Here is a 17,748-nt window from a genome sequence, read left to right as displayed (position 1 = left end):
GGAGTTGAAAAACACCTACGAAGAGACGGCTGCAGAAGGGTCGTCGTCAGCGGCAAGAGCGGCGACCTGGGCGCGGACGTCGTCGGCTACCTGGCCGACGGCCGCAAGCTCGTCATCCAGTGCAAGAAGTACGCGGCGCACCGGAGCGTGCCCTCACAGGACATGCAGAAGTTCGTCGGCACCGCCCCGTCGCCTTGTTCGTCACCACCAGCCACGCCTTCACGAGGGACGCGCTGGGCCTGGCGCTGCGCCAGGACATCGTGGCCCTGCACCGCAATCTGCTGGGCTCCTGGGTGAAGGGCGCTCACTTGGAGACGCTGATCCCGTTGAACGGCAGTGGCGGCGGCACCAAGCGACGCCCCTTTGCCTGACCGGCCGAAGAGGACGACGGACGGCGGAGCCCGACAAGACGAGACGGGGCGGGGAGGCAACCGTGTGGTTGCCGCCCCGCCCCGTGCTGATACTGCGTGTGCGGGTCAGAGGCGGTTCTGGCCGTAGTAGCCGCCGACCTGCTGGTGGTAGTCGGCGTTGCCGAGGTGCTTGTCCTTGTCGAACTCGGGAGCATTCTTGATCTGCTCCTTCGTGCGGTCCACGAAGATCTTCTTATCGTCGGCGTCGACGCGGCTGACGGTACCGGCGGGCAGGAGGACTTCCTTGCCGAAGATCCACGGGCCGGTGTCGACCACGATGTAGGCGGAGCCGACCTCGTCGGAGTGCTTGTCGACCTTGCCGATGGAACCGTCGCTGGCCTCGACCTTGTAGCCGGTCAGGTCGGTGGTGTCGGCGGCCAGACGACCGGACGTCTCACGGTAGCCCCACAGGTTCTCGGTCATCCGAAATCAACTCCTTTACGGGCCGGGAAAATGAATTCCCGACCGAATTCATATTCGTGATATGCGTGCGGCGGAACATGTGTTCCGGCCTGACCTCCGCATGCCCCACATTCGCGGCTACACACACTTGGATTTGATTCGGGCTGGGACGGCCGCCGATCTTTGGAGGTGAGCAGTGTCCCCTGCTGCGTCACGGCGACCGCCCCCGCTGTCGGCCCTCTTACCCCCGATATCCGATTTCACCCGGAAAGGCAAAACCAGACCTCGGACGGAGACATGACTGTGGCCTGCCACCCTCGCCGATCGGGGGTGACAGGCCACAGTCAAACCAAGCCTGAGCTGCGTCAGACGTGGCGGTCTACCAGCGGTACCAGCGACCGCTGCCGCCCTTGGGTCGGGCGACGAATCCGATGAGCCACAGCACCAGGACGGCGATGGCGACCCACCAGAGAATCTTCACCGCGAAACCCGCGCCGAAGAGAATCAGAGCCAACAGAAGAACAAGAAGCAGGGGAACCATGATTATCAACCTCCGAAGCACCTTGTGCCCGACCGCGCTCCGACCATGCATCTCGAATTTAGGTGTTTCTTATCCTCGCAGATGGGCAGCCGTATCGGCCGATCCTGCCCGTGCCCTCCCTGCCCATGGAGGCGAACGCCCGCGCCTGGCCCTCGACCTGGACCGCAAAATCCAACGCATCACCGCCATGCTCCTCGCGAGCGAACCGGCGGACCACGGCATCTCCGAACACCGCAGCCACCGGGCGAAAACCGCTGCGCACCAGCGAGCACAGCGGCCCGGCCCAAGCACCTGATTCGAACTGGGCACGCGGTCCGAATAGGTCATCCCGCCGCCCTGCTGCCAGCGCCGAAGAGCGGCGCCTCCTGGACGGCCATATCCATGCGGAGACGACGAAACCGCAGGGGGTGGCGATGAACACCTCCGCGGTCAACGGCCGTGTCGGCGCTGACCTCGGCCACCAGATCCGGCCGGACGAGCACGACGTCCAGGACCTCGCGGGACCCCCACGCGGCCGCGAACCGTGCGCCAGTCCATGGGTGACCGGGATCGGCGGCCTCCAGATGTTCGGCGACCTGGCGCGCCTGGTCGGGGCGCAGTGCCACGGTGCGGCCGACGGAGCGGAGGCGGCCGCTGTCGTCATGGCGGCCGAGGATGAGGAGTTGAGGGCGGGCGAGAGCGCCGGTGATGGCGCCGATGATCGCTTCGGTGGTGTCCCGGCGGCGGATCTTGGTCCAGCCACGGTGGTTGGGCAGGTAGCGCTGGTTGGTGTTCTTGATGAGGATGCCTTCGACGCCGGAGACGTCCGTCCAGGACTCCAGCCACTCGCGGGCTTTCGCGAGGTCGGTGGTCATTGGGCACAGCGTCCACGGCGCACTCAGGCCGCAGGCGGCGAACAGCACTTCCAACCTTCGGCGACGCTCCCGATAGGGCAGGCTCAGCAGCTCGATGCCGTCGGCCTGGAGAAGGTCGAAGACGATCAAGTAGGCGGGTGTTCGAACCGCCAAGGCGGCGGCGCCGCGGGCACGCGCCGCGGCCCGGCGCTGGAGCGCCTCGAAGGACAGCTGGCCTTCCGTGGGATCCCAGACAAGAAGCTCGCCATCCAGGACCAGGCCGTGGGGAAGCTGTTCGATGTCGTCGGCGACGAGGTCGGGGAGGCGTCCTGGATGAGTGAGCCCCGTCTTGTCTGGTGCAGCACCTGCTCGCCGGGGGCGGGCGGGGTGAACAGGAGGGCTCGGTGGCCGTCGAATTTCTGCTCGTACGCCACATTCCGCAGCATGCCCGCGGGTGGGATCGTCTCTGCGGCTTGTGCCAGCATCGGTTCCACCGGTGGCCGCAGCGTCATCGCGTGGCCTCCGTTCGCGAGCCGGGTGTTGGGGTCATGTGCGGGACAGGGCCTTGACCAAGTCTTCGCGGGTCATGTTGGAGCGGCCGGGGAGGTTGGCGGCGGCGGCCTTCTTGTAGAGGTCGGCCTTCGACAGGCTCCTCAGGTCCTCCTTGGGCGTCGAGCGGATTCGCTTCTTCGCCGCCGGCTTCTTCGCGGCCGCGGTCTCGCCGGAGGCGGTGGCCTTCCCGCCGGTGGCCTTGGAGCTGCCGGTGCGTTCGAGACTGGCGCGCAGGGCTTCCATGAGGTCGACGGCGCCGGTGGGCTGCGCGGGCTCTTCGGCCTTCTCGACGGTGTCGCCGGCCTTCTTCGCGTCGATGAGGGCGGCGACCTTCTCCTGGAAGGTGTCGTGGAACTCGTCGGGGTCCCAGGTCATGCTCAGGGTCTCGATGAGCTGCTCGGCCATCTTCAGCTCTTTCTCGGAGGCCTTGGTCTTGCCGGGGAGGTTGTCGATCTCCTTCTTCGGGTCCCGGATCTCGTCGGCCCAGTGCAGGGTATGGAGGGTCAGGAGGCCGTTCTCGGCCTTGAGGGCGACGAGGTACTCGTGCTGGCGCATGACGAAGGTGGCGATGCCCGCCTTGCCGGCCTTCGCGAGAGCCTGCTCCAGGAGGCTGTAGACCTTCCCGTACTCGGAGCCCCGCGGCCCGAGGTAGTAGGTCTTGTCGAAGAAGATCGGGTCCACCTCGTCCAGGTCGACGAACCCGGTGATCTCCAGCGACCGGGAGCGGCCGGGGGCGATCTCGTCGAGTTCGTTCGGCTCGACCAGGACGTACTCGCCGCCGACGTCGTAGCCCTTGACGATGTCGTCGAGCTCGACCTCATCCCCGGTGCGCTCGTTCACGCGACGGTTGCGGATCCGATCCGCGGTCCCGCGCTGGAGCTGGTGGAAGTGGATCGTGTGGCTGTCGGTGGCCGCGTACAAGCCCACCGGCAGGCTGACCAGCCCGAACGACAGATTCCCGGCCCACACCGGACGCGCCACGACGCCACCTCCTCCACAACCCCCTCCTCCAGCTCACGGCGCCTACCCGCTCCGCGCCACCCGACCTCGCCGCCGGCCCGCGCGCCTGTCCGCCGAACGGGTCACGAACCGGAGCGCCGACTTCTTTCACGGAATCGAACAGGTTTACGATTCAAGAGTGACCGACCAGAGCACCTTCCCCGACGACCTCCTCCAACTCCAGGAGCGCCTCCACCGCGCCCACGCCGAACACCGCACCTACCTCGCCGACCTTCCCTGGAGCGTGGAACCCCAGACCGGCTGGAAGCGCGGCGAAAGGTTCTCCCACCGCGGCGACGTCCCCGACAGCCCCGGCTGGAGCGACGAACAGAAGGAGACGGTCGACCGGATGTGGGCCGAGATCCGGGAACTGTCGAACGCCGTCGCCGACCACCCCCACTGGGCAACGGTTCCTCGCGACGTCCTGGTGGACGCCCGTATGCGGCTCAAGAAGCAGACCCGCCCCGCCGAACCCCGCATCGAAGTGGCCGAGGCGGCGTAGCAGCCATGCAGGACCCACTCCTGCCCCTGCCACCGGCCTTGGACCAACTCCTGGTCATACGCCGCTGGCTGGAGCTCACCCTCGCCCGCGTCGACGAAAGAATTACCGCAGTTCGCACCGCCGACGCACAACGCGCCCACCGCCTACCGCCACCGGAACCACCCCACTGGTGGATCGAATACGGCATCGGCGCCGGCCGACGACCCGACCGCGTCCACACCGGCGCCTGCAAAGTCACCAGCCGCGGCCGCGCCGCCACCCGCGACACGATCCTGGAAGTACTGCGCACGGTGCCGTCGGCGATCGCGTGCCCGCTGTGCAGGCCCGACAGCGAACTCGGCCTCCTCGACAGCTGATCCGCTGGAAGTCGGGGAGCGGGCCCAATTCAACGGAACGTGCGCCGGCCAACCCAGGGGCCATGAGGTCAGCGGAGGCTGTCTTGCAGAGGCCCGTGGCGGGAGCGGACGAATGGGGGGCCGGCCCGATGGCTTCCAACCGGACCGGCTCCCGCCAGACGCCCTGCGGCTATCACCCGTCCCGGGCCGCCAGGCTGAGGCGTTCACGCTGATTGAGGCTGGTGTCTGAACGCCCCAACTGCCGCGATGACCTGGTCTCGTGCTGCGACGGCTCCCGCAGGTGGCGCCCATCCGGCCAACGGCACTCGCCGTTCCGATAAAGGAGGGTGCTCAGGGATGGTTGTATGGCGGGGCCCGTTCCGATAGCTGTGCCGCTGATGGGCCAGGGGTGCCGGAACGGGCGGGGCGAGATGGAGGCGAACCAGTGGCTGACCGGAGTTCCATTGAATGGACTGAGGCGACCTGGAATCCAACGACCGGATGTGACCGCGTCTCGTCGGGGTGCGACAACTGCTACGCCCTGACTCTGGCGAAGAGACTCAAGGCGATGGGTGCGGCCAAGTACCAGAACGACGGGGATCCGAGAACATCCGGGCCGGGCTTCGATCTCACGGTCCACCCCGACGCGCTGGACGTCCCGTACGGATGGAAGAGCCCGCGCATCGTGTTCGTGAACTCCATGTCGGACCTCTTCCACGCCCGGGTCCCGCTCGACTTCGTCCGACGTGTCTTCGAGGTCATGGCCGACACCCCCCAGCACACCTACCAGGTGCTGACCAAGCGTGCCCGCCGCCTGCGGCAGGTCGCCGATCGGCTCGACTGGCCGGCCAACGTGTGGATGGGGGTGTCGGTGGAGACCGCGAAGGAGCTGCCGCGGGTGGACGATCTGCGGCAGGTGCCGGCCGCCGTTCGGTTCCTGTCCTGCGAGCCCTTGCTCGGTTCGCTCGACGGCCTGCACCTGGAGGGCATCCACTGGGTGATCGCAGGAGGCGAGTCCGGGCCTAAGCATCGGCCCATGGATCCCGCCTGGGTGACACAGATCCGGGACCAGTGCGTGGAGGAGAACGTGGCGTTCTTCTTCAAGCAGTGGGGTGGCCACACCCCGAAGGCCGGCGGCCGCACGCTCGAGGGGCGGACCTGGGACCAGATGCCGCTGACGGTCCCGGCCTGAGCGGGACCGTCCCAGACCATTGGCTGTGGCGGCGTCAGTTCAGGCCGCGCGGTTCCTGGGGTAGAGGGTGATCTCCCGGGTCCGGCGTACTCCCACACCGTTGCTGGGCGTCTTGCCCTGCCCGTGCAGGAGCTGCACGGCCTTGCGCACCGCCGGCTCGGTGACCTGACCGTAGAACGAGCCGAAAATCTCCAGCGGGTGATCGACCAGCTTGACCGGCCGCCCCGTCAGCAGGAGCTTCTCCAGGTTGGCCGCGATCTGCGGCACCGCCCTGGCCTCGACCTCCTTCGGGTCCGGGCGCGTAACCGAAGTCACCGAGAACAGGGCGTCGTCCTCGCGCATCTCGAGCGTCTCCCACCACTCGTTCCGGGCGCGGGCGACGCTGTCACCGAAGACCCACACGCCGTAGGGACTACGAGTGGCGAACACCAGCTGGTAGACCGCGCGTTTGCGCGGTGAGTGCGACACGGGCACCGCTTGCACGAGCATGCCTGTACGTCGGGCCAGGCGCTGGCGGTACTCGGCCGCCACCGCCTCGATTGCGTCCTGCGCCGCCTCCTCCTTCTCGCGGGACGCCACCGCGTCGGCAAAGTACTCGCGCCACCAGGTCCCGCCACACACGTCATCGAAGCGCTGCAGCGACTTCTCGTTGCCCTGTGGGGAGCGGACGTGTCCGCCCAGGCGCCAGACGGCCATCATGCTGAAGTTCATCAGCAACTCAGTCGGGGGCCACTTCTTGTGCGGCCGCTTGCGAGACAGCACGTCCACCAGCCGGTCCTGGGGCAGGAGCAGGCCGCACGGATCCAGGAAGAGGAACAGCGGCTCTTGCTCGGCCCGCTCGACGACCTGGTCGAGGACGCCATCGACCTCACCGCGGTGCGCATGTGCCAGCACACCACTCGCACGGTACTGCTGGACGACTTCCTGCAGGAGATCGGACGACTTCGGATGGGACTCCGAGAAGAAGCACTCCAGCGTCAGCCCAGCCCGGGACTGGAGGTCCGCAGCGATGCGCAGCGCGAGCTCCGCCGATGCCGGCTCGCCGCTCTCGTAGCGGCCCTCGCCCGCGTATCCGTCCAGATAGACCACGCGCTTGTCGTGCGATCGTGAGCCCGTCATCCCGCCGAACTGCGGAAGGTAGCGCTTGAGCAGCTCGTGCTTGAACACGCTGGGCAGCGCCTTGTCCGCCCAGTAGCTTCCGCCCGTACCAGACGACATGCCCACCCCCGGCTCCGCAGTACCTGCTTGATTACAGATGGTGAAGCACGGTGAGGAGCTCCGGCAAGACCGTCATGGGGTGGGCCAGGTTGGAGGGCGGGACCGCATGAGGCCGGCGGGACCTAATCAGGTCTCGGATATGTCGCTGCTCCGCCGGTTCGGAGAGCGGATGCGCAGCTCAGCACGGACCGCCGGGCGGGGTATCCGACGAACGACACCCACACTCAACTGTGTCCCATTCGTCGCAAATGGGATGCTGGAGAGTGCGTGGAGGGGGACCCGGTCGGCAAAGGGGTCAGACCATGGCACGGCGAGCAGAGAGCCCGACTCCGTCCGGCGCGCTTCCAGGGCCACGGGACGGGCGAGAGGAAAGCCCCGAGGAACGCGCGGACCGCATGTGGGCCGACCTGCTCCAGGAACTACGGGTAGCGCAGACCGGCGTGCAGATCCTGCTCGGCGTTCTGCTCATCGCCGTGTTCCAGCCCCTCTTCACCGATCTCGGCGACACCGACCGGGCCCTGTACGTCGGCGCCGTGACCCTGGGAGCCGCCACGGCCGGCCCCTTGATCGGACCGGTCTCCCTCCACCGCCTGGTCGCCGGCCGCCACATCAAGCCCCAGGCCGTCGCACTGGCCTCCCTCATGACCAAGACCGGCATCGTCATGCTCGCCGCCACAGTGGTCCTGACCCTGCTGCTGGTCCTGCGCATCGCCACGGACGACGCCCTCGCGCTGTGGCTCACCACCGGCATCACAGTCTGGGTCGCCGCCCTGTGGTTCCTCCTGCCCGCATGGGCCAGGCGCCACTACACCCGGCGACACCCGACCTGAGCCGCCCGCCCAGCCGACGGCTGCCTGCTGCATGGCCTGTGCCGGACCCCTCCAGTGAATGACGATGGGTACGGGTACGGGTACGGGTACGTACCCGTACCCTGGGGGCATGGGAAGGAGCACCACGATGTCCGATGCCAACGTGAGAATCCCCGAGGAAGCCAAGGACCGTCTGGCCGCGATCGCGGCGGCCGAGGGGCTGTCCTTGCGCGCCTACTTGGCCCGTCTGGCCGAGACGATGCTGACCCCGGCCGAGCGCGCCGAACGTGCACAGAAGGCGCAAGCCGCGTTGAGGGCCTGGAACGGATACGACCCAACCTCCGCCGAGGGGCACGCACTCGACGACGAACTCGACCGACGCCTCGCGCAGGTGCAGCGCCCGTGAGCGAAGCGATGCACATCGTGCTGGACGAGACGGCCATGGCCGCGGCAGGGCAGGGCAACGTTTTGGCCTCCCGGCTGATCCACCGCGCACACGCCGAGACCGGCTGGTTTCTCTACGCGCCTTCATGCGCGCTCGTAGAGGCCGACCGGGCCCGCCCGGGAACCGCCGAGCACCTGGCAGCCCTGCCGGGTATCACCGTCCTGGACCTGGATCTTCCCGCCGCGCTCGCCGTGGCGCAGCAGGAGACCTGGGCGGCCGCCCACAGCGAGCACGCGGCACAGCCCACGGCGGACCGGCCCGAAGGGGCGATCGTGGCCACCACCGTGCCGAAGCGCTGGGAGGGCCTGCCGGTCAGGGTCCTGGACCTGACCCCATGAGCGCCCAGGCGCGGCCGCCGGTCGAGACCTACTACGACGGCATCGCCTCCGATCTGACGACAGTTCACCGGGAGCTCGCCGGTCTGGCGCAAGAGGTGGGTGGACTCGGGGGGTGTGTTGAAGCCTTGGACGAGAAGATCGACCGCAACCAGGCCCTGATCATCGAACTGCTCACGCAGCTCGTCGGCCGCAGTCCAGACGCCGGCTGACGCCTGCGGTGTTTCCCGGCCCGCCACCGCCGGGCCGGGCGAGGGCCCGAAGCAGGCTTGATCAGCACAACGAGGCGTCCCGCCCCCAAGACGACAGGCTCGGTATCCACGACGGTGCGCTTCGACCCGGACGAGTTGCTGGAGATCGATGCGTGGCTGATCGACATGAGGGCCGAGACGGGCAGGCGGTGGACAAGGTCGAAGTCCTGCACGAGGCGGCGTAGACGCCCCATGCAGGACCCACTACTGCCCCTGCCACCGACCTTGGACCAGCTCCTGGCCATACGCCGCTGGCTGGAGCTCACCCTCGCCCGCGTCGACGAACGGATCACTGCGGTTCGAGCCGCAGACGAACAGCGCGCCCACCGCCTACCGCCACCGGAACCACCCCGGGTGGATCGAATACGGCATCGGCGCCGCCCGACGCCCCGACCGCATCCACACCGGCGCCTGCAAAGTCACCAGCCGCGGCCGCGCCGCCACCCGCGACACGATCCTGGAAGTACTGCGCACGGTGCCGTCTGCCATCGCGTGCCCGCTGTGCCGGCCCGACAGCGAGTTGGGGTTGCTCGACAGCTGATGGCAACGGGCCGATGGAGTGCCTGGCGCGGGCGCCGCAGGTCGCCGACCACACCCTTTCCGGCTCAGTACCGAAGCGCCCTGTGCTTGCCAGTCCCCTCTTCCTCCCCTGGGAGCGCGGGACGCGGGGGACGACCGCCGCGCCGCTGGCCCCCGTACGGTCCGAGCGCAGAGGAAGCCGGCGGCGAGGCTGCAGCCGGGGTCAAGCCGCCGGCGGCTGGCACGTCAGCCGAACGGATGCCCTGATCAGCTCGTCCGACAGCCCTATGGCCCCTTTCCGTGCCGGGGCTGAGAGCGCGACCCTGCAGGGGCCCCATTCGGAGAATCCGATGATGAGGAAAGGGGGTGGATAGTAGGAGTCGGTGCGCGGGTGATCGCGGTCATGCCTGACGGGCAGGAACTGCGGGCTTCCCTGTATGAGCGGCGTCGGACTTCGGCGGGCTGGGAGTACCGGATCGGGGTCACCGTTTGGGGGACCGGGAGCGGGGGACGTCCGGAGCCGGTCGAGCACCGCGTGTGGCTGGGCGCTGGCCATGTGCGTCCTTTCGCAGGCGGTGACTACAGCGGGGTGCCGACCCGGCCGGCCGGCAAGCCTGCGGCTTTCGTCGGTGACCGGCAGGTGTGGACGGTGCAGCAACTGCCCCACCGGCCCGGCCTACCGTGTGGGGGAGAACCAGCCAGCCGCTGCCGGTCAGCTTGTCGACCAGGTCGCCCGCCCATACCGACTCCCAGCCGCCGAGCCGCGCGGAGACGGGGCACCGTTGGCGTCCCAGCCCCAGGATTCCCCGGCCGAGCGTCTGCCTCCGTGGCCTCGTAGCCTCCCTTCGTGAAGCCACCGGTCGGTCTGCGGGCGCGGAGAAGAACCTCCGCACGCTGATCGTGAACTCGATCGGACTGACGTCTACCGCAAAGGCGTTCGAGGAGGGTGCTCTCACGGAATTCAACGCCTCGCCTCACTCCATGCGCAGCGGGGCGTCGACGGCCTTCGCAGCGGTCCACTGGCTCCTTGCGAGAGTGCGTTGCTACGGGTGTGCCGCGAGCGGCGGAGTGTCCATGCCCTCTCCGTCTCGCAGTCCTGCCAGGAACTCCCGGAGGGCCTCGATGGAAGTACGCGCCGGTTCCCAGCCCAGTTCCTTGTGCGCGCGAGTGCAATCCATCAGGGGCAGCCGCAGGACGGCGTCGAACAGGTCGGGCGAGGCAGGCACCAGGCGAAGTTTCCACGCGGCAGCCAAGGCTGCTCGCACAGGCGCCGCGGGCATCGGGAAGCTTCGTGCGTCGAAGATCCTGGCGAGGACTTTCGCGTCGACCGGGGGCTCGGCCGCCAGGTTGAAAGCCCCGCTCACCGGGCGAGACACGGTTGCCAGGTAGGCGGCGGCCGCGTCATCGGTGTGCAGTGCCTGGAAACGCAGACCCGGCAGGTCCGGCACCGCGGGGATGACGCTCGCCCGAACGAGGCGCCCCGGCAGGAGGCGGCCGGCGAAGATCCTGCGCTGCTCGGAGGCGGATTCGCGCTTGAAGAGGAAGCCGGGGCGCATGCGTACGACACGGATTCCGGGATGGGTGTGTTCATAGGTGTCGAGGAGGCGTTCGAGATAGGCCTTCTCGCGGGTGTAGGCGGCTTGGGGCCAGCCATGGGTCGGCCAGGACTCGTCGACCATCCGGTCCTTGGGCCCGGGGGAGTACGCGCCTACGGAGGAGGCGTGGATCAGGGCGGGGACGCCGGCGGCGGCCGCGGCGTCGAACACGCGGCTGCTGCCGAGGACGTTGGTGCGCCAGGTCTCGGCGGGGCGATGGGTGGGCTGGAACTTCCAGGCCAGGTGGATCACCGCGTCGGCACCGGCGAACAACGGTACGAGGTCGGGCCCGCCGGGCTCGATGTCGACGGCCCGCCAGCTGGTTTTAGGGGGCCGCCATCCAGGGATGCGGCGGGCGAGGCCGAGGACCGAGTCGATGGCCGGGTCGTCGGCCAGGAGCCGGACCACGCTGGTGCCAACGTTTCCGGTGGCTCCGACCACGACGATACGGGCGCCACTTCCCGCAGGCGGCGGGGTCGAAGGGGGGCTTGGGGGCGTCATCCGATCGGTTCCTCTCCATCAAGGCAACAGTGCCCTGTGACCGACGATCACTGTGAACCACAGGGCGCGGTTACCCCCGCCGGCCGCGCCCCATGTCCGCTGTCGACACTCCGAACGGATGATCCCGCTCGGAGGCGGGGAGTTCGTGGAGCGGCGGCCAGGACTGCTGCCGAGAACAGCTTCGGTTCCCTGAGTAGACGGCTCGCGTCCGGTACGGCTCGAACGCGACCCCCGAATGAGCTGCTCCGCAGTGGGCAGTCCCGGGTGCCGACGGCTCCGGGCCATGCGGCATCACTTCCAGCAAGGCCGAGTGTGAGTCGACGGCCCTCTAAAGCGCATGTCCATGTAGTGGTGCACCAAGGTGTTGCGGAAGCCGAGGCGCCGGTGGCCACATGGGCCTACCGTGGGAGGCATGCGGCTCCTGCTGACCTCGGACACGCACCTTCCCGTTCGTGCCCAATCGCTCCCGGAAGCCCTCATGAATGCCGTCGCCGAGGCGGATGCCGTCATCCATGCCGGGGACTGGATCGACGAGGCCACCCTCAAGTTGTTCGAGTCCCGGGCGCGGCTGTTGATCGGGGTGTACGGCAACAACGACAGCCCCGGACTGCGCCGGATGCTCCCAGAGATCGCCTACGCCGAGATGGAAGGAGTGCGCTTCGCGGTCGTGCACGAGACCGGGGCAGCTGCCGGACGGGAGCGGCGCTGCGCCGAACGGTTCCCCGAGGTGGACGTCTTGGTGTTCGGCCACAGCCACATCCCGTGGGACACCAGTGTCGGGAGACTGCGCTTGCTCAACCCGGGCTCGCCCACGGACCGCAGGCGCCAACCGTTCTGCTCGTTCATGTCGCTGATGATCGCGGACGCAAGGGTGTACGACGTGACGCTTCACCCTCTCCCCCTGCGGGGCTGAACCTGCCCCACGGCCAGCTCCAGGACACAACCGCCGGCACGCAGAGTCCCTCGCGGTCACCGTCGTGAGCGCCCGGCCGTGCCCACGTGAGGGATGCCTCGGCGTTACACGCACACACGTGTCGTCTGTCTACTCAAGGCTGTCACTGATGCTTACCCGGTGGGACAACAGCCGGTGGAACGCCCGCGCGTCGACCACTGCGGCACCGCCCCGGTCGTTGTTGAAGTAGGCGAAGACGTCCGTGTCGTGCGGCCACGCGTGCGCGATGCGGTCCGCCCAGCTGCGCAAAGCGGTCACCCCGTATCGGGGCGACGGTCTGGCTCGTCCCTCATGGAAGCGAACGTACGCCCAGTCCGCGGTCCGCCACAGTGGAGTGACGGGGCGCGAACCGCGGTCGGCCCAGCACAAGGCCGCATTGCGGCTCACGAGTACCGAGCGCACCTCATCGGTCCACCACGACGCGTGCCGCGGCTCGACGGCGACACGCGTGCCAGCGGGGAAACAGGCCAGGCATGCGGCCAGCACGGCCGCGTCAGCCTTCAGCGTCGGTGGCAACTGGAGGAGGACTGGGCCCAGCCGGTCGCCCAAGTAAGCAGCATGCGTCATGAGTCGTTGCACCGGTTCTGCCGGCTCGCGCAGACGCCGTACATGGGTCAGGAAACGGCTCGCCTTGACGGCCATGACGAAGCCGGGTGGAGTGCGCGCTCGCCATTGCTCGAACGTCTCGGCCGTGGGCAGGCGGTAGAAGGCATTGTTGACCTCCACCGTGGGAAAGTGCTGCGCGTACTCCTCCAGCCACAGGCGCTGCGGCCGCTGCGCCGGGTACAAGACGCCCGACCAGTCTCGATACTGCCACCCCGACGTACCGACGAAGAGAGCCATACACTCTGCCTGCCCGGCACCGGACTCGACATACCCACGGTGGCATGACAGCGGCGCCGCCTCGCCTAACTTCCACGTCCGCAGCCGGAAGGCTCTCGGGGGATGGTCAAGGGCCAGGGGTGCCACCGGTGGCGTTGACGAACCGAATCGCCCGTACCGAGCTGCCCCGCCTGGCACCATCCACCCGCTTGGAGACAACCGGCATGCTGGGCGCCGGCGGCCGCGCCGATCAGCACTCCCGAAACGTCAAATGATCACCACGCGGCCCGCTCAAGGCACGGCGAACGAGCAACAAAATCACCACGCACCCAAGCCGCTGCGGAAGACTCTGTGCGCAGGCTCAGTGGAAGGCAACCACCAACTCCCCCTTGAGGCGCTCCCTCAGTTTCCGTCCGCTGTTCCCGGGCCGTGAGGGGGGTGAGCAGGGCGCTGCGGCCTGTTGTCCAGGCTGTGGTGATGTGGTCACTGAGGCGGTCCTCGAGCAGGACGGTGGCTGCGCACGGCTCGTTCGCGGGGGCGGTGGCAGGTCTCGCACCACGCAAAGGTGCGACTGCGGCGGCAGGTGCAGATCGCGGTTCGGAATCCGTCCGAGCGCACGCGGGTCCCGTCATCGAGGACGACCTCGACCGGACCTTCCATCAGGATCGGGCCCTGTGGATCCACTGTCACTCGGCGCGCACGATCCTTGCCCGGCGTCGGGCGTGCGGTGCTGTCAAAGGGACTGCGCACGGATGACCACCAGCTCTTCGAGTTCCTCGGCCGCGGCACTCAGGCCCTGCCGCTCCAGCCAGGCTCGGCGAGATCGCAGAACGGGTCCCCAAGGTACGAACGCCCGAGCAGTGACATCAGCTGTCAGGCCTCTCGCGGTGAGCCGGTCGATGGTCTCCTGGGTTCCGCACATGCCGGAATGCACCAGGAGCAGGGCACCGCCCGGACGCAAAAGGGCGGGGGCAGTCGTGCAGATCCGGTCGATGATCGCACGCCCATCGCGGCCGGCATCCCAGGCGCGCTCCGGACCCCGCACTGGCAGCTCTGCCGCCGGGGCCGGGACGTAAGGCGGATTGGAGACGACCAGGTCGAAGCGGCTACCGGCTACCGCTGAGGCAAAGTCGCCATGGATCACTCGCAGAGGTAGCCACTCTCGCAGGGCATTCAACCGTGCAGTCGCCACGGCGCGCCGGGAGACGTCGACCGCCGTGACCCTGGCCCCTCGGCGGGCGGCCTGCAAGGCCAGCGCACCCGTGCCCGTACCGATCTCCAGAACGTGGGATCCGGGTGTCAGGGCTTCTCGAGCGAGTGCTTCCGCCACGAGGCGGGTGTCGCTCTGGGGCCGGTAGACGCCCGGGAGGGCCATCAGCCTTGCGGGCATGGTGCCCGATGACGGTGCCGTACTGACCACGGTCCACCTCCGTGATGAGTGAGACCCGCTCGCGGGCCGGAGGCCGTCGGCCCTTGTCGTGCCACTGCCCCATGCCAGGCAACTCATCCAGGGCCCGGGCGATCACCTTGCCGGCCGCGGTGACATGATCCCAGGGGTGGCGGCGTCCGCCTCCGCCCACCGGCGACAGTCGGTGAATGGCCAGTAGGGCCGCGGTAAGGCGCCCGGCCTACGATCCACCCTGCCCGAACCGGAAACCCCCTGAGCCCCTGGAGGTATTCAACGCGTCCCGACGGGGGCATCCGGTCAGGTGTTGCGGCCCGGCGCAAGCAGCGCCTTCATGATGTGAAGAAGTGCCTGCTGAGGTCGTCGCGTATACGTTGGCGTCGTGGCCGCCCCCGGTCGGCGTCCGCGACAGGCCCTCTTCCGGCCGCGGCTCTATAGGGGGAGCACCGGATGGAAGAGGGCTCTCCGCCAAAAGCTGGTAGGGCCTCTCGCGGTGTAAACGGGACTCTGACACCTCCGTCGCTCTGCACTGGCACACGCATGCCTGGCTTTGGCCTGCCCTTGCCACTGGACAAGCGGCGGCATTCCGGGCGGGCTGCGGACGCTGGCGGTGCTGGGGCAGGGCCGATTCGGGACGATTCCCGCCGACGGCAGGTGAGGCGGCATGAAACTCGATTTCCGTATCGCGACGAGGCGTTTTGGGCCGGCATGTCTCCGGCGCTGGAGGGTGAACTCGACCTCGACTTTCGCCCGGTCTTTGACAAGCACCGCCTGCGGTTCCTTAACGTGACGGGCCTGCAGGCCAGCCCCTCGTGACCCCGCCGGCGACATGTACGCGCGGGACGTCGCGTTCTGTGCTCTCGGATGGAAGGCGCAGTCCCGGCGCCTCCTGGACATCGTCGACACCCTCCGTCCACACCAGGCCGGCTCCGTGCCCACCGAATCGCTGCGCGGCACCCATGGGTGAGGCGGCGGCGTCCCAACGCGAGGCCGGTGCGGAAGTGGCTTGGGCGTCTGCTGTGGTGTAGAGGACGCCGAGACCCGGCTATCTGCAGGCCGGGACTTGGGAGGCCGTAGGAGCGGCGAGGTCGTGGGTGCGGTGCGCGCGCTGGGTGAGGAGATGCCGGAAGCCGGCGAGCGCGTAGCGCCTCTCGGAGGCCGAACCGGGCCCGGAGATGCCGGCTGTAGCGGCAAGAAGCTGTCGGGGTTGCCAGCCCACTACAAGGACCCGCAGTCCCAAGCACTCCCCGCGCCGGTGCAGATCGAGAAGGTGCAGTAGCCCCGACGCGTCCATCCATCCCACACCGTGCAGGTCGATCATGAGCGCCTGTGCTCCGCCGTTAGCACCATCCAGCGCCTGCTGCAGGGCGGGCCCCGCCATCTCGTCGAGGCCTCCCACCACGCTGACCAGCACTGTGTCTCCGCGCTGCTCGGTTTCCAGGCTGATCAATGCATTCTCCTCATGGAGCTGCGGGGCCTGCGGCACCCGTTATGGCCCTCATCCTTACCAGCCGCGACCCTCCGCGGCAGCAGGCACGCGGACGGCGGGTGGACGCAGACCGCTTTCGCCCTCTCCGTCTCTCCCGGCAGGCTTCCCCGGGGGACTGCGACCCTGCGGGGTTCCGGTGTGCATTGCACCGGTTTCGGCGGGCACATGTTCAACAGGAGCGTGCCGAGGGGCCGCGTTTTCGTAGGAGTGTGATCTTCATGACCGCCGACGTTCTTCCCACTCCTCGTCTCCAGGGGCCGGGCACTCCGCCGGCGGCACCCCTGTCCGAGCCGGCGCGGTCATGGGCGGTCGGCATGCTGATGGCTACGCTGCCCGGCCCCGCTCATCTGGCCGAACAGGTCCTGTCCGCCGCAGCCACGCGAGCCGGTCTGGCAGAGAGCGAGGTCGCGCGGGCGATGGTCGCCGGCTCCCGCGGCACCCCCCTGCCCGCAGACATCGAGCAGGCTTTGGATCATGCCGTGCAGGCCGGCCGTAGGCCGGGGACTGGGTCCCGCAGGGCCGGCTCGTTTCTGCTGCCGACGCGTGAAGACGCAGAGCGGGCGCTGGGCCGGTTCTTCGACGCCCGGGTCCGTCTGTGTGCGGCCCCGGACGACCCGGAGGCCCGCCGGGCGGTGGACGACGCCGTCTACACGCTGTGCGTGTTGATGGCGCAGCCCTCGCCTCATGCCGCGGTCAACGAAGCCCTCCAGTACACCAACGCCTGAGCTCTTCTGCCTCTGTCCAACGCTCTCCGGACGCTGGGCAGCGGGCGGTCAGGCGCCCCAGTATGGCGGGCGGTGCGTCGAGCGTGCGGTGGACGAGTTGGCCGGCGCTGTCTGTCCGTGCGCGAGCGGAGCGACGCCCGCACCCACCGCGCCGTTCGCATATGCCAGAGACTGTCGCGCTGCGCTTGTGTCTCAGGGACAACGCCCCAGGGCGTGCAGGGGTCAAGGTAGTAGCGCCTGCACGCGCGGTGGGGTCGTCCGCGTTACCCGCAACATGCTCCGCCCAGGCCCCAGAGCCTGTCGCCCGGATTCGGCCTTATCGAGCTGTTCGCCCGCGCCCGGGTACATGCCGATCAGATTGGACCATCCGGAGCGTCGAAGGCCACGCCGTGCAGGGGGGCGAGAACGGCGGACATGTTGGTTCGCATCATGCGCAGCGCAGCGCGAGCCAACTTTTCATCGATGTGGGCGACGGCTTCGGGTACCACGGTGACGTCGAAGTGACGGATGTGCGCGTCGAGGGCGGAGTAGAGGATGCACTGCTCGGTGACCTGCCCACACAGGACCAGGTGCCGCACCTCGAGCTGTCCCAGAAGGTACGCCAGCGGTGTTTCGTAGAAGATGGAATGCCGGGCCTTGACGATGAATAGGGAGTCCCCATCGGGCAGGACGGGCTTCACGAGCTCGGGGTAGCGGCCGTTTAGGGCCCTCTCGACGAGTTCGCCGTGGTGGGAGCGCCACTGGCCGAAGTTGTCATTCACATAGATCACAGCCGTGGACGTGGCCCGGGCGCGTTTGAGCAGTTCCTGCACAGCGGGCAGCGCTTCGCGCACGGAGGGGACGAGTGCTTCGGCCTCCTCGTGTTCGTAGGTGTTCAACATGTCGATCACGATGAGTGCCGTGTCCGTCATCGGGA

General features: G+C 68.4%; 22 protein-coding genes and 1 pseudogene. 12 read left to right on the top strand and 11 right to left on the bottom strand.

What is annotated here, in order from left to right:
* Window positions 1-63 precede the first annotated feature (63 nt).
* Both OG906_RS34820 and OG906_RS34815 read left to right on the top strand, forming a co-directional pair.
* A pseudogene (locus OG906_RS34820) lies at window positions 64-126 on the top strand (restriction endonuclease); the annotation flags it as partial.
* A 68-nt stretch (window positions 127-194) separates the two neighbouring features.
* On the top strand, window positions 195-371 hold the full coding sequence (locus OG906_RS34815; protein WP_329448283.1) for a hypothetical protein: 177 nt from the start codon (window positions 195-197) through the stop codon (window positions 369-371).
* A gap of 105 nt (window positions 372-476) precedes the next feature.
* On the opposite strand, the gene OG906_RS34810 is transcribed toward OG906_RS34815, so the two are convergent.
* The 4 genes from OG906_RS34810 to ku form a co-directional block, all read right to left on the bottom strand.
* On the bottom strand, window positions 477-833 hold the full coding sequence (locus tag OG906_RS34810) for a PRC-barrel domain-containing protein (RefSeq protein WP_329448282.1): 357 nt from the start codon (window positions 831-833) through the stop codon (window positions 477-479).
* A gap of 358 nt (window positions 834-1,191) precedes the next feature.
* A complete protein-coding gene (locus OG906_RS34805; RefSeq protein WP_037792689.1) occupies window positions 1,192-1,353 on the bottom strand; it encodes a hypothetical protein in 162 nt (53 codons plus the stop codon).
* Between the two features lie 323 nt (window positions 1,354-1,676).
* A complete protein-coding gene (locus tag OG906_RS34800; RefSeq protein ID WP_329448927.1) occupies window positions 1,677-2,459 on the bottom strand; it encodes an ATP-dependent DNA ligase in 783 nt (260 codons plus the stop codon).
* A gap of 273 nt (window positions 2,460-2,732) precedes the next feature.
* Window positions 2,733-3,719 carry a non-homologous end joining protein Ku gene (gene ku, locus OG906_RS34795; RefSeq protein ID WP_329448281.1) on the bottom strand — a complete coding sequence of 329 codons (987 nt, stop codon included), beginning with the start codon at window positions 3,717-3,719 and terminating at the stop codon, window positions 2,733-2,735.
* A 157-nt stretch (window positions 3,720-3,876) separates the two neighbouring features.
* On the opposite strand from ku, the gene OG906_RS34790 reads away from it, so the two are divergent.
* From OG906_RS34790 to OG906_RS34780, 3 genes are all read left to right on the top strand, one after another.
* Window positions 3,877-4,239, top strand: coding sequence for a hypothetical protein (locus OG906_RS34790; protein WP_329448280.1), 363 nt, complete (start codon window positions 3,877-3,879; stop codon window positions 4,237-4,239).
* A 5-nt stretch (window positions 4,240-4,244) separates the two neighbouring features.
* A complete protein-coding gene (locus tag OG906_RS34785; RefSeq protein WP_329448279.1) occupies window positions 4,245-4,595 on the top strand; it encodes a DUF6233 domain-containing protein in 351 nt (116 codons plus the stop codon).
* Window positions 4,596-5,019: 424 nt separating this feature from the next.
* Entirely contained in the window at window positions 5,020-5,766 is a 747-nt protein-coding gene (locus OG906_RS34780; protein WP_329448278.1) for a DUF5131 family protein, read from the top strand.
* A 39-nt stretch (window positions 5,767-5,805) separates the two neighbouring features.
* Here OG906_RS34780 and tcmP read toward each other — a convergent pair whose 3' ends face one another.
* On the bottom strand, window positions 5,806-6,933 hold the full coding sequence (gene tcmP / locus OG906_RS34775) for a three-Cys-motif partner protein TcmP (protein ID WP_329448277.1): 1,128 nt from the start codon (window positions 6,931-6,933) through the stop codon (window positions 5,806-5,808).
* A gap of 353 nt (window positions 6,934-7,286) precedes the next feature.
* On the opposite strand from tcmP, the gene OG906_RS34770 reads away from it, so the two are divergent.
* The 5 genes from OG906_RS34770 (at window position 7,287) to OG906_RS43725 (ending at window position 9,365) form a co-directional block, all read left to right on the top strand.
* On the top strand, window positions 7,287-7,814 hold the full coding sequence (locus tag OG906_RS34770; protein ID WP_329448276.1) for a DUF6328 family protein: 528 nt from the start codon (window positions 7,287-7,289) through the stop codon (window positions 7,812-7,814).
* Window positions 7,815-7,941: 127 nt separating this feature from the next.
* Window positions 7,942-8,199 carry a hypothetical protein gene (locus OG906_RS34765; protein WP_329448275.1) on the top strand — a complete coding sequence of 86 codons (258 nt, stop codon included), beginning with the start codon at window positions 7,942-7,944 and terminating at the stop codon, window positions 8,197-8,199.
* A complete protein-coding gene (locus tag OG906_RS34760) occupies window positions 8,196-8,576 on the top strand; it encodes a hypothetical protein (RefSeq protein WP_329448274.1) in 381 nt (126 codons plus the stop codon). Before OG906_RS34765 ends, OG906_RS34760 begins: the two co-directional genes overlap by 4 nt.
* Complete coding sequence (locus OG906_RS34755; protein WP_329448273.1) at window positions 8,573-8,785, top strand: hypothetical protein; 213 nt, start codon at window positions 8,573-8,575, stop codon at window positions 8,783-8,785. Before OG906_RS34760 ends, OG906_RS34755 begins: the two co-directional genes overlap by 4 nt.
* Before the next feature lie 331 nt (window positions 8,786-9,116).
* Window positions 9,117-9,365: a DUF6233 domain-containing protein gene (locus tag OG906_RS43725; RefSeq protein ID WP_443067493.1), complete on the top strand. Its 249-nt coding sequence runs from the start codon at window positions 9,117-9,119 to the stop codon at window positions 9,363-9,365.
* A gap of 1,021 nt (window positions 9,366-10,386) precedes the next feature.
* On the opposite strand, the gene OG906_RS34750 is transcribed toward OG906_RS43725, so the two are convergent.
* Window positions 10,387-11,439 carry an NAD-dependent epimerase/dehydratase family protein gene (locus OG906_RS34750; protein WP_329448272.1) on the bottom strand — a complete coding sequence of 351 codons (1,053 nt, stop codon included), beginning with the start codon at window positions 11,437-11,439 and terminating at the stop codon, window positions 10,387-10,389.
* A gap of 412 nt (window positions 11,440-11,851) precedes the next feature.
* Between OG906_RS34750 and OG906_RS34745 the strand changes: the two genes are divergently transcribed.
* A complete protein-coding gene (locus tag OG906_RS34745; RefSeq protein WP_329448271.1) occupies window positions 11,852-12,352 on the top strand; it encodes a metallophosphoesterase family protein in 501 nt (166 codons plus the stop codon).
* A 129-nt stretch (window positions 12,353-12,481) separates the two neighbouring features.
* On the opposite strand, the gene OG906_RS34740 is transcribed toward OG906_RS34745, so the two are convergent.
* The 4 genes from OG906_RS34740 to OG906_RS34725 form a co-directional block, all read right to left on the bottom strand.
* Window positions 12,482-13,234 (bottom strand): DUF72 domain-containing protein, encoded by a 753-nt coding sequence (locus OG906_RS34740; RefSeq protein ID WP_329448270.1) that lies wholly within the window; start codon window positions 13,232-13,234, stop codon window positions 12,482-12,484.
* A gap of 462 nt (window positions 13,235-13,696) precedes the next feature.
* Window positions 13,697-13,897, bottom strand: a complete 201-nt coding sequence (locus OG906_RS34735) for a CDGSH iron-sulfur domain-containing protein (protein ID WP_329448926.1) — start codon at window positions 13,895-13,897, stop codon at window positions 13,697-13,699.
* Between the two features lie 49 nt (window positions 13,898-13,946).
* Window positions 13,947-14,603: a HemK2/MTQ2 family protein methyltransferase gene (locus OG906_RS34730; protein WP_329448925.1), complete on the bottom strand. Its 657-nt coding sequence runs from the start codon at window positions 14,601-14,603 to the stop codon at window positions 13,947-13,949.
* A 1,060-nt stretch (window positions 14,604-15,663) separates the two neighbouring features.
* Window positions 15,664-16,068, bottom strand: a complete 405-nt coding sequence (locus OG906_RS34725) for an STAS domain-containing protein (protein WP_329448269.1) — start codon at window positions 16,066-16,068, stop codon at window positions 15,664-15,666.
* A gap of 257 nt (window positions 16,069-16,325) precedes the next feature.
* Between OG906_RS34725 and OG906_RS34720 the strand changes: the two genes are divergently transcribed.
* Complete coding sequence (locus tag OG906_RS34720) at window positions 16,326-16,832, top strand: DUF5133 domain-containing protein (RefSeq protein WP_329448268.1); 507 nt, start codon at window positions 16,326-16,328, stop codon at window positions 16,830-16,832.
* A gap of 353 nt (window positions 16,833-17,185) precedes the next feature.
* Here the strand turns inward: OG906_RS34720 and OG906_RS34715 are convergent, their stop codons facing one another.
* The gene (locus OG906_RS34715; RefSeq protein ID WP_329448267.1) at window positions 17,186-17,743 is read right to left on the bottom strand and encodes a cysteine hydrolase family protein; all 558 of its coding nucleotides are present in this window, start codon (window positions 17,741-17,743) and stop codon (window positions 17,186-17,188) included.
* Window positions 17,744-17,748: the final 5 nt, after the last annotated feature.

It is taken from the genome of Streptomyces sp. NBC_01426, from assembly GCF_036231985.1.
GTDB lineage: Bacteria > Actinomycetota > Actinomycetes > Streptomycetales > Streptomycetaceae > Streptomyces.
Note: the sequence above shows the minus strand (reverse complement) of the source record. Positions and strands in the feature narration are given on the sequence as shown.

Coding starts and splice junctions, on each gene's coding strand:
- OG906_RS34740 (WP_329448270.1), bottom strand. CDS start 13,234: ATGGCTCTCTTCGTCGGTACGTCGGGGTGGCAGTATCGAGACTGGTCG.
- OG906_RS34805 (WP_037792689.1), bottom strand. CDS start 1,353: ATGGTTCCCCTGCTTCTTGTTCTTCTGTTGGCTCTGATTCTCTTCGGC.
- OG906_RS34715 (WP_329448267.1), bottom strand. CDS start 17,743: ATGACGGACACGGCACTCATCGTGATCGACATGTTGAACACCTACGAA.
- OG906_RS34750 (WP_329448272.1), bottom strand. CDS start 11,439: ATGACGCCCCCAAGCCCCCCTTCGACCCCGCCGCCTGCGGGAAGTGGC.
- OG906_RS34720 (WP_329448268.1), top strand. CDS start 16,326: ATGACCGCCGACGTTCTTCCCACTCCTCGTCTCCAGGGGCCGGGCACT.
- OG906_RS34765 (WP_329448275.1), top strand. CDS start 7,942: ATGTCCGATGCCAACGTGAGAATCCCCGAGGAAGCCAAGGACCGTCTG.
- OG906_RS34770 (WP_329448276.1), top strand. CDS start 7,287: ATGGCACGGCGAGCAGAGAGCCCGACTCCGTCCGGCGCGCTTCCAGGG.
- OG906_RS34785 (WP_329448279.1), top strand. CDS start 4,245: ATGCAGGACCCACTCCTGCCCCTGCCACCGGCCTTGGACCAACTCCTG.
- OG906_RS34745 (WP_329448271.1), top strand. CDS start 11,852: ATGCGGCTCCTGCTGACCTCGGACACGCACCTTCCCGTTCGTGCCCAA.
- OG906_RS34810 (WP_329448282.1), bottom strand. CDS start 833: ATGACCGAGAACCTGTGGGGCTACCGTGAGACGTCCGGTCGTCTGGCC.
- OG906_RS34755 (WP_329448273.1), top strand. CDS start 8,573: ATGAGCGCCCAGGCGCGGCCGCCGGTCGAGACCTACTACGACGGCATC.
- OG906_RS34730 (WP_329448925.1), bottom strand. CDS start 14,603: ATGCCCGCAAGGCTGATGGCCCTCCCGGGCGTCTACCGGCCCCAGAGC.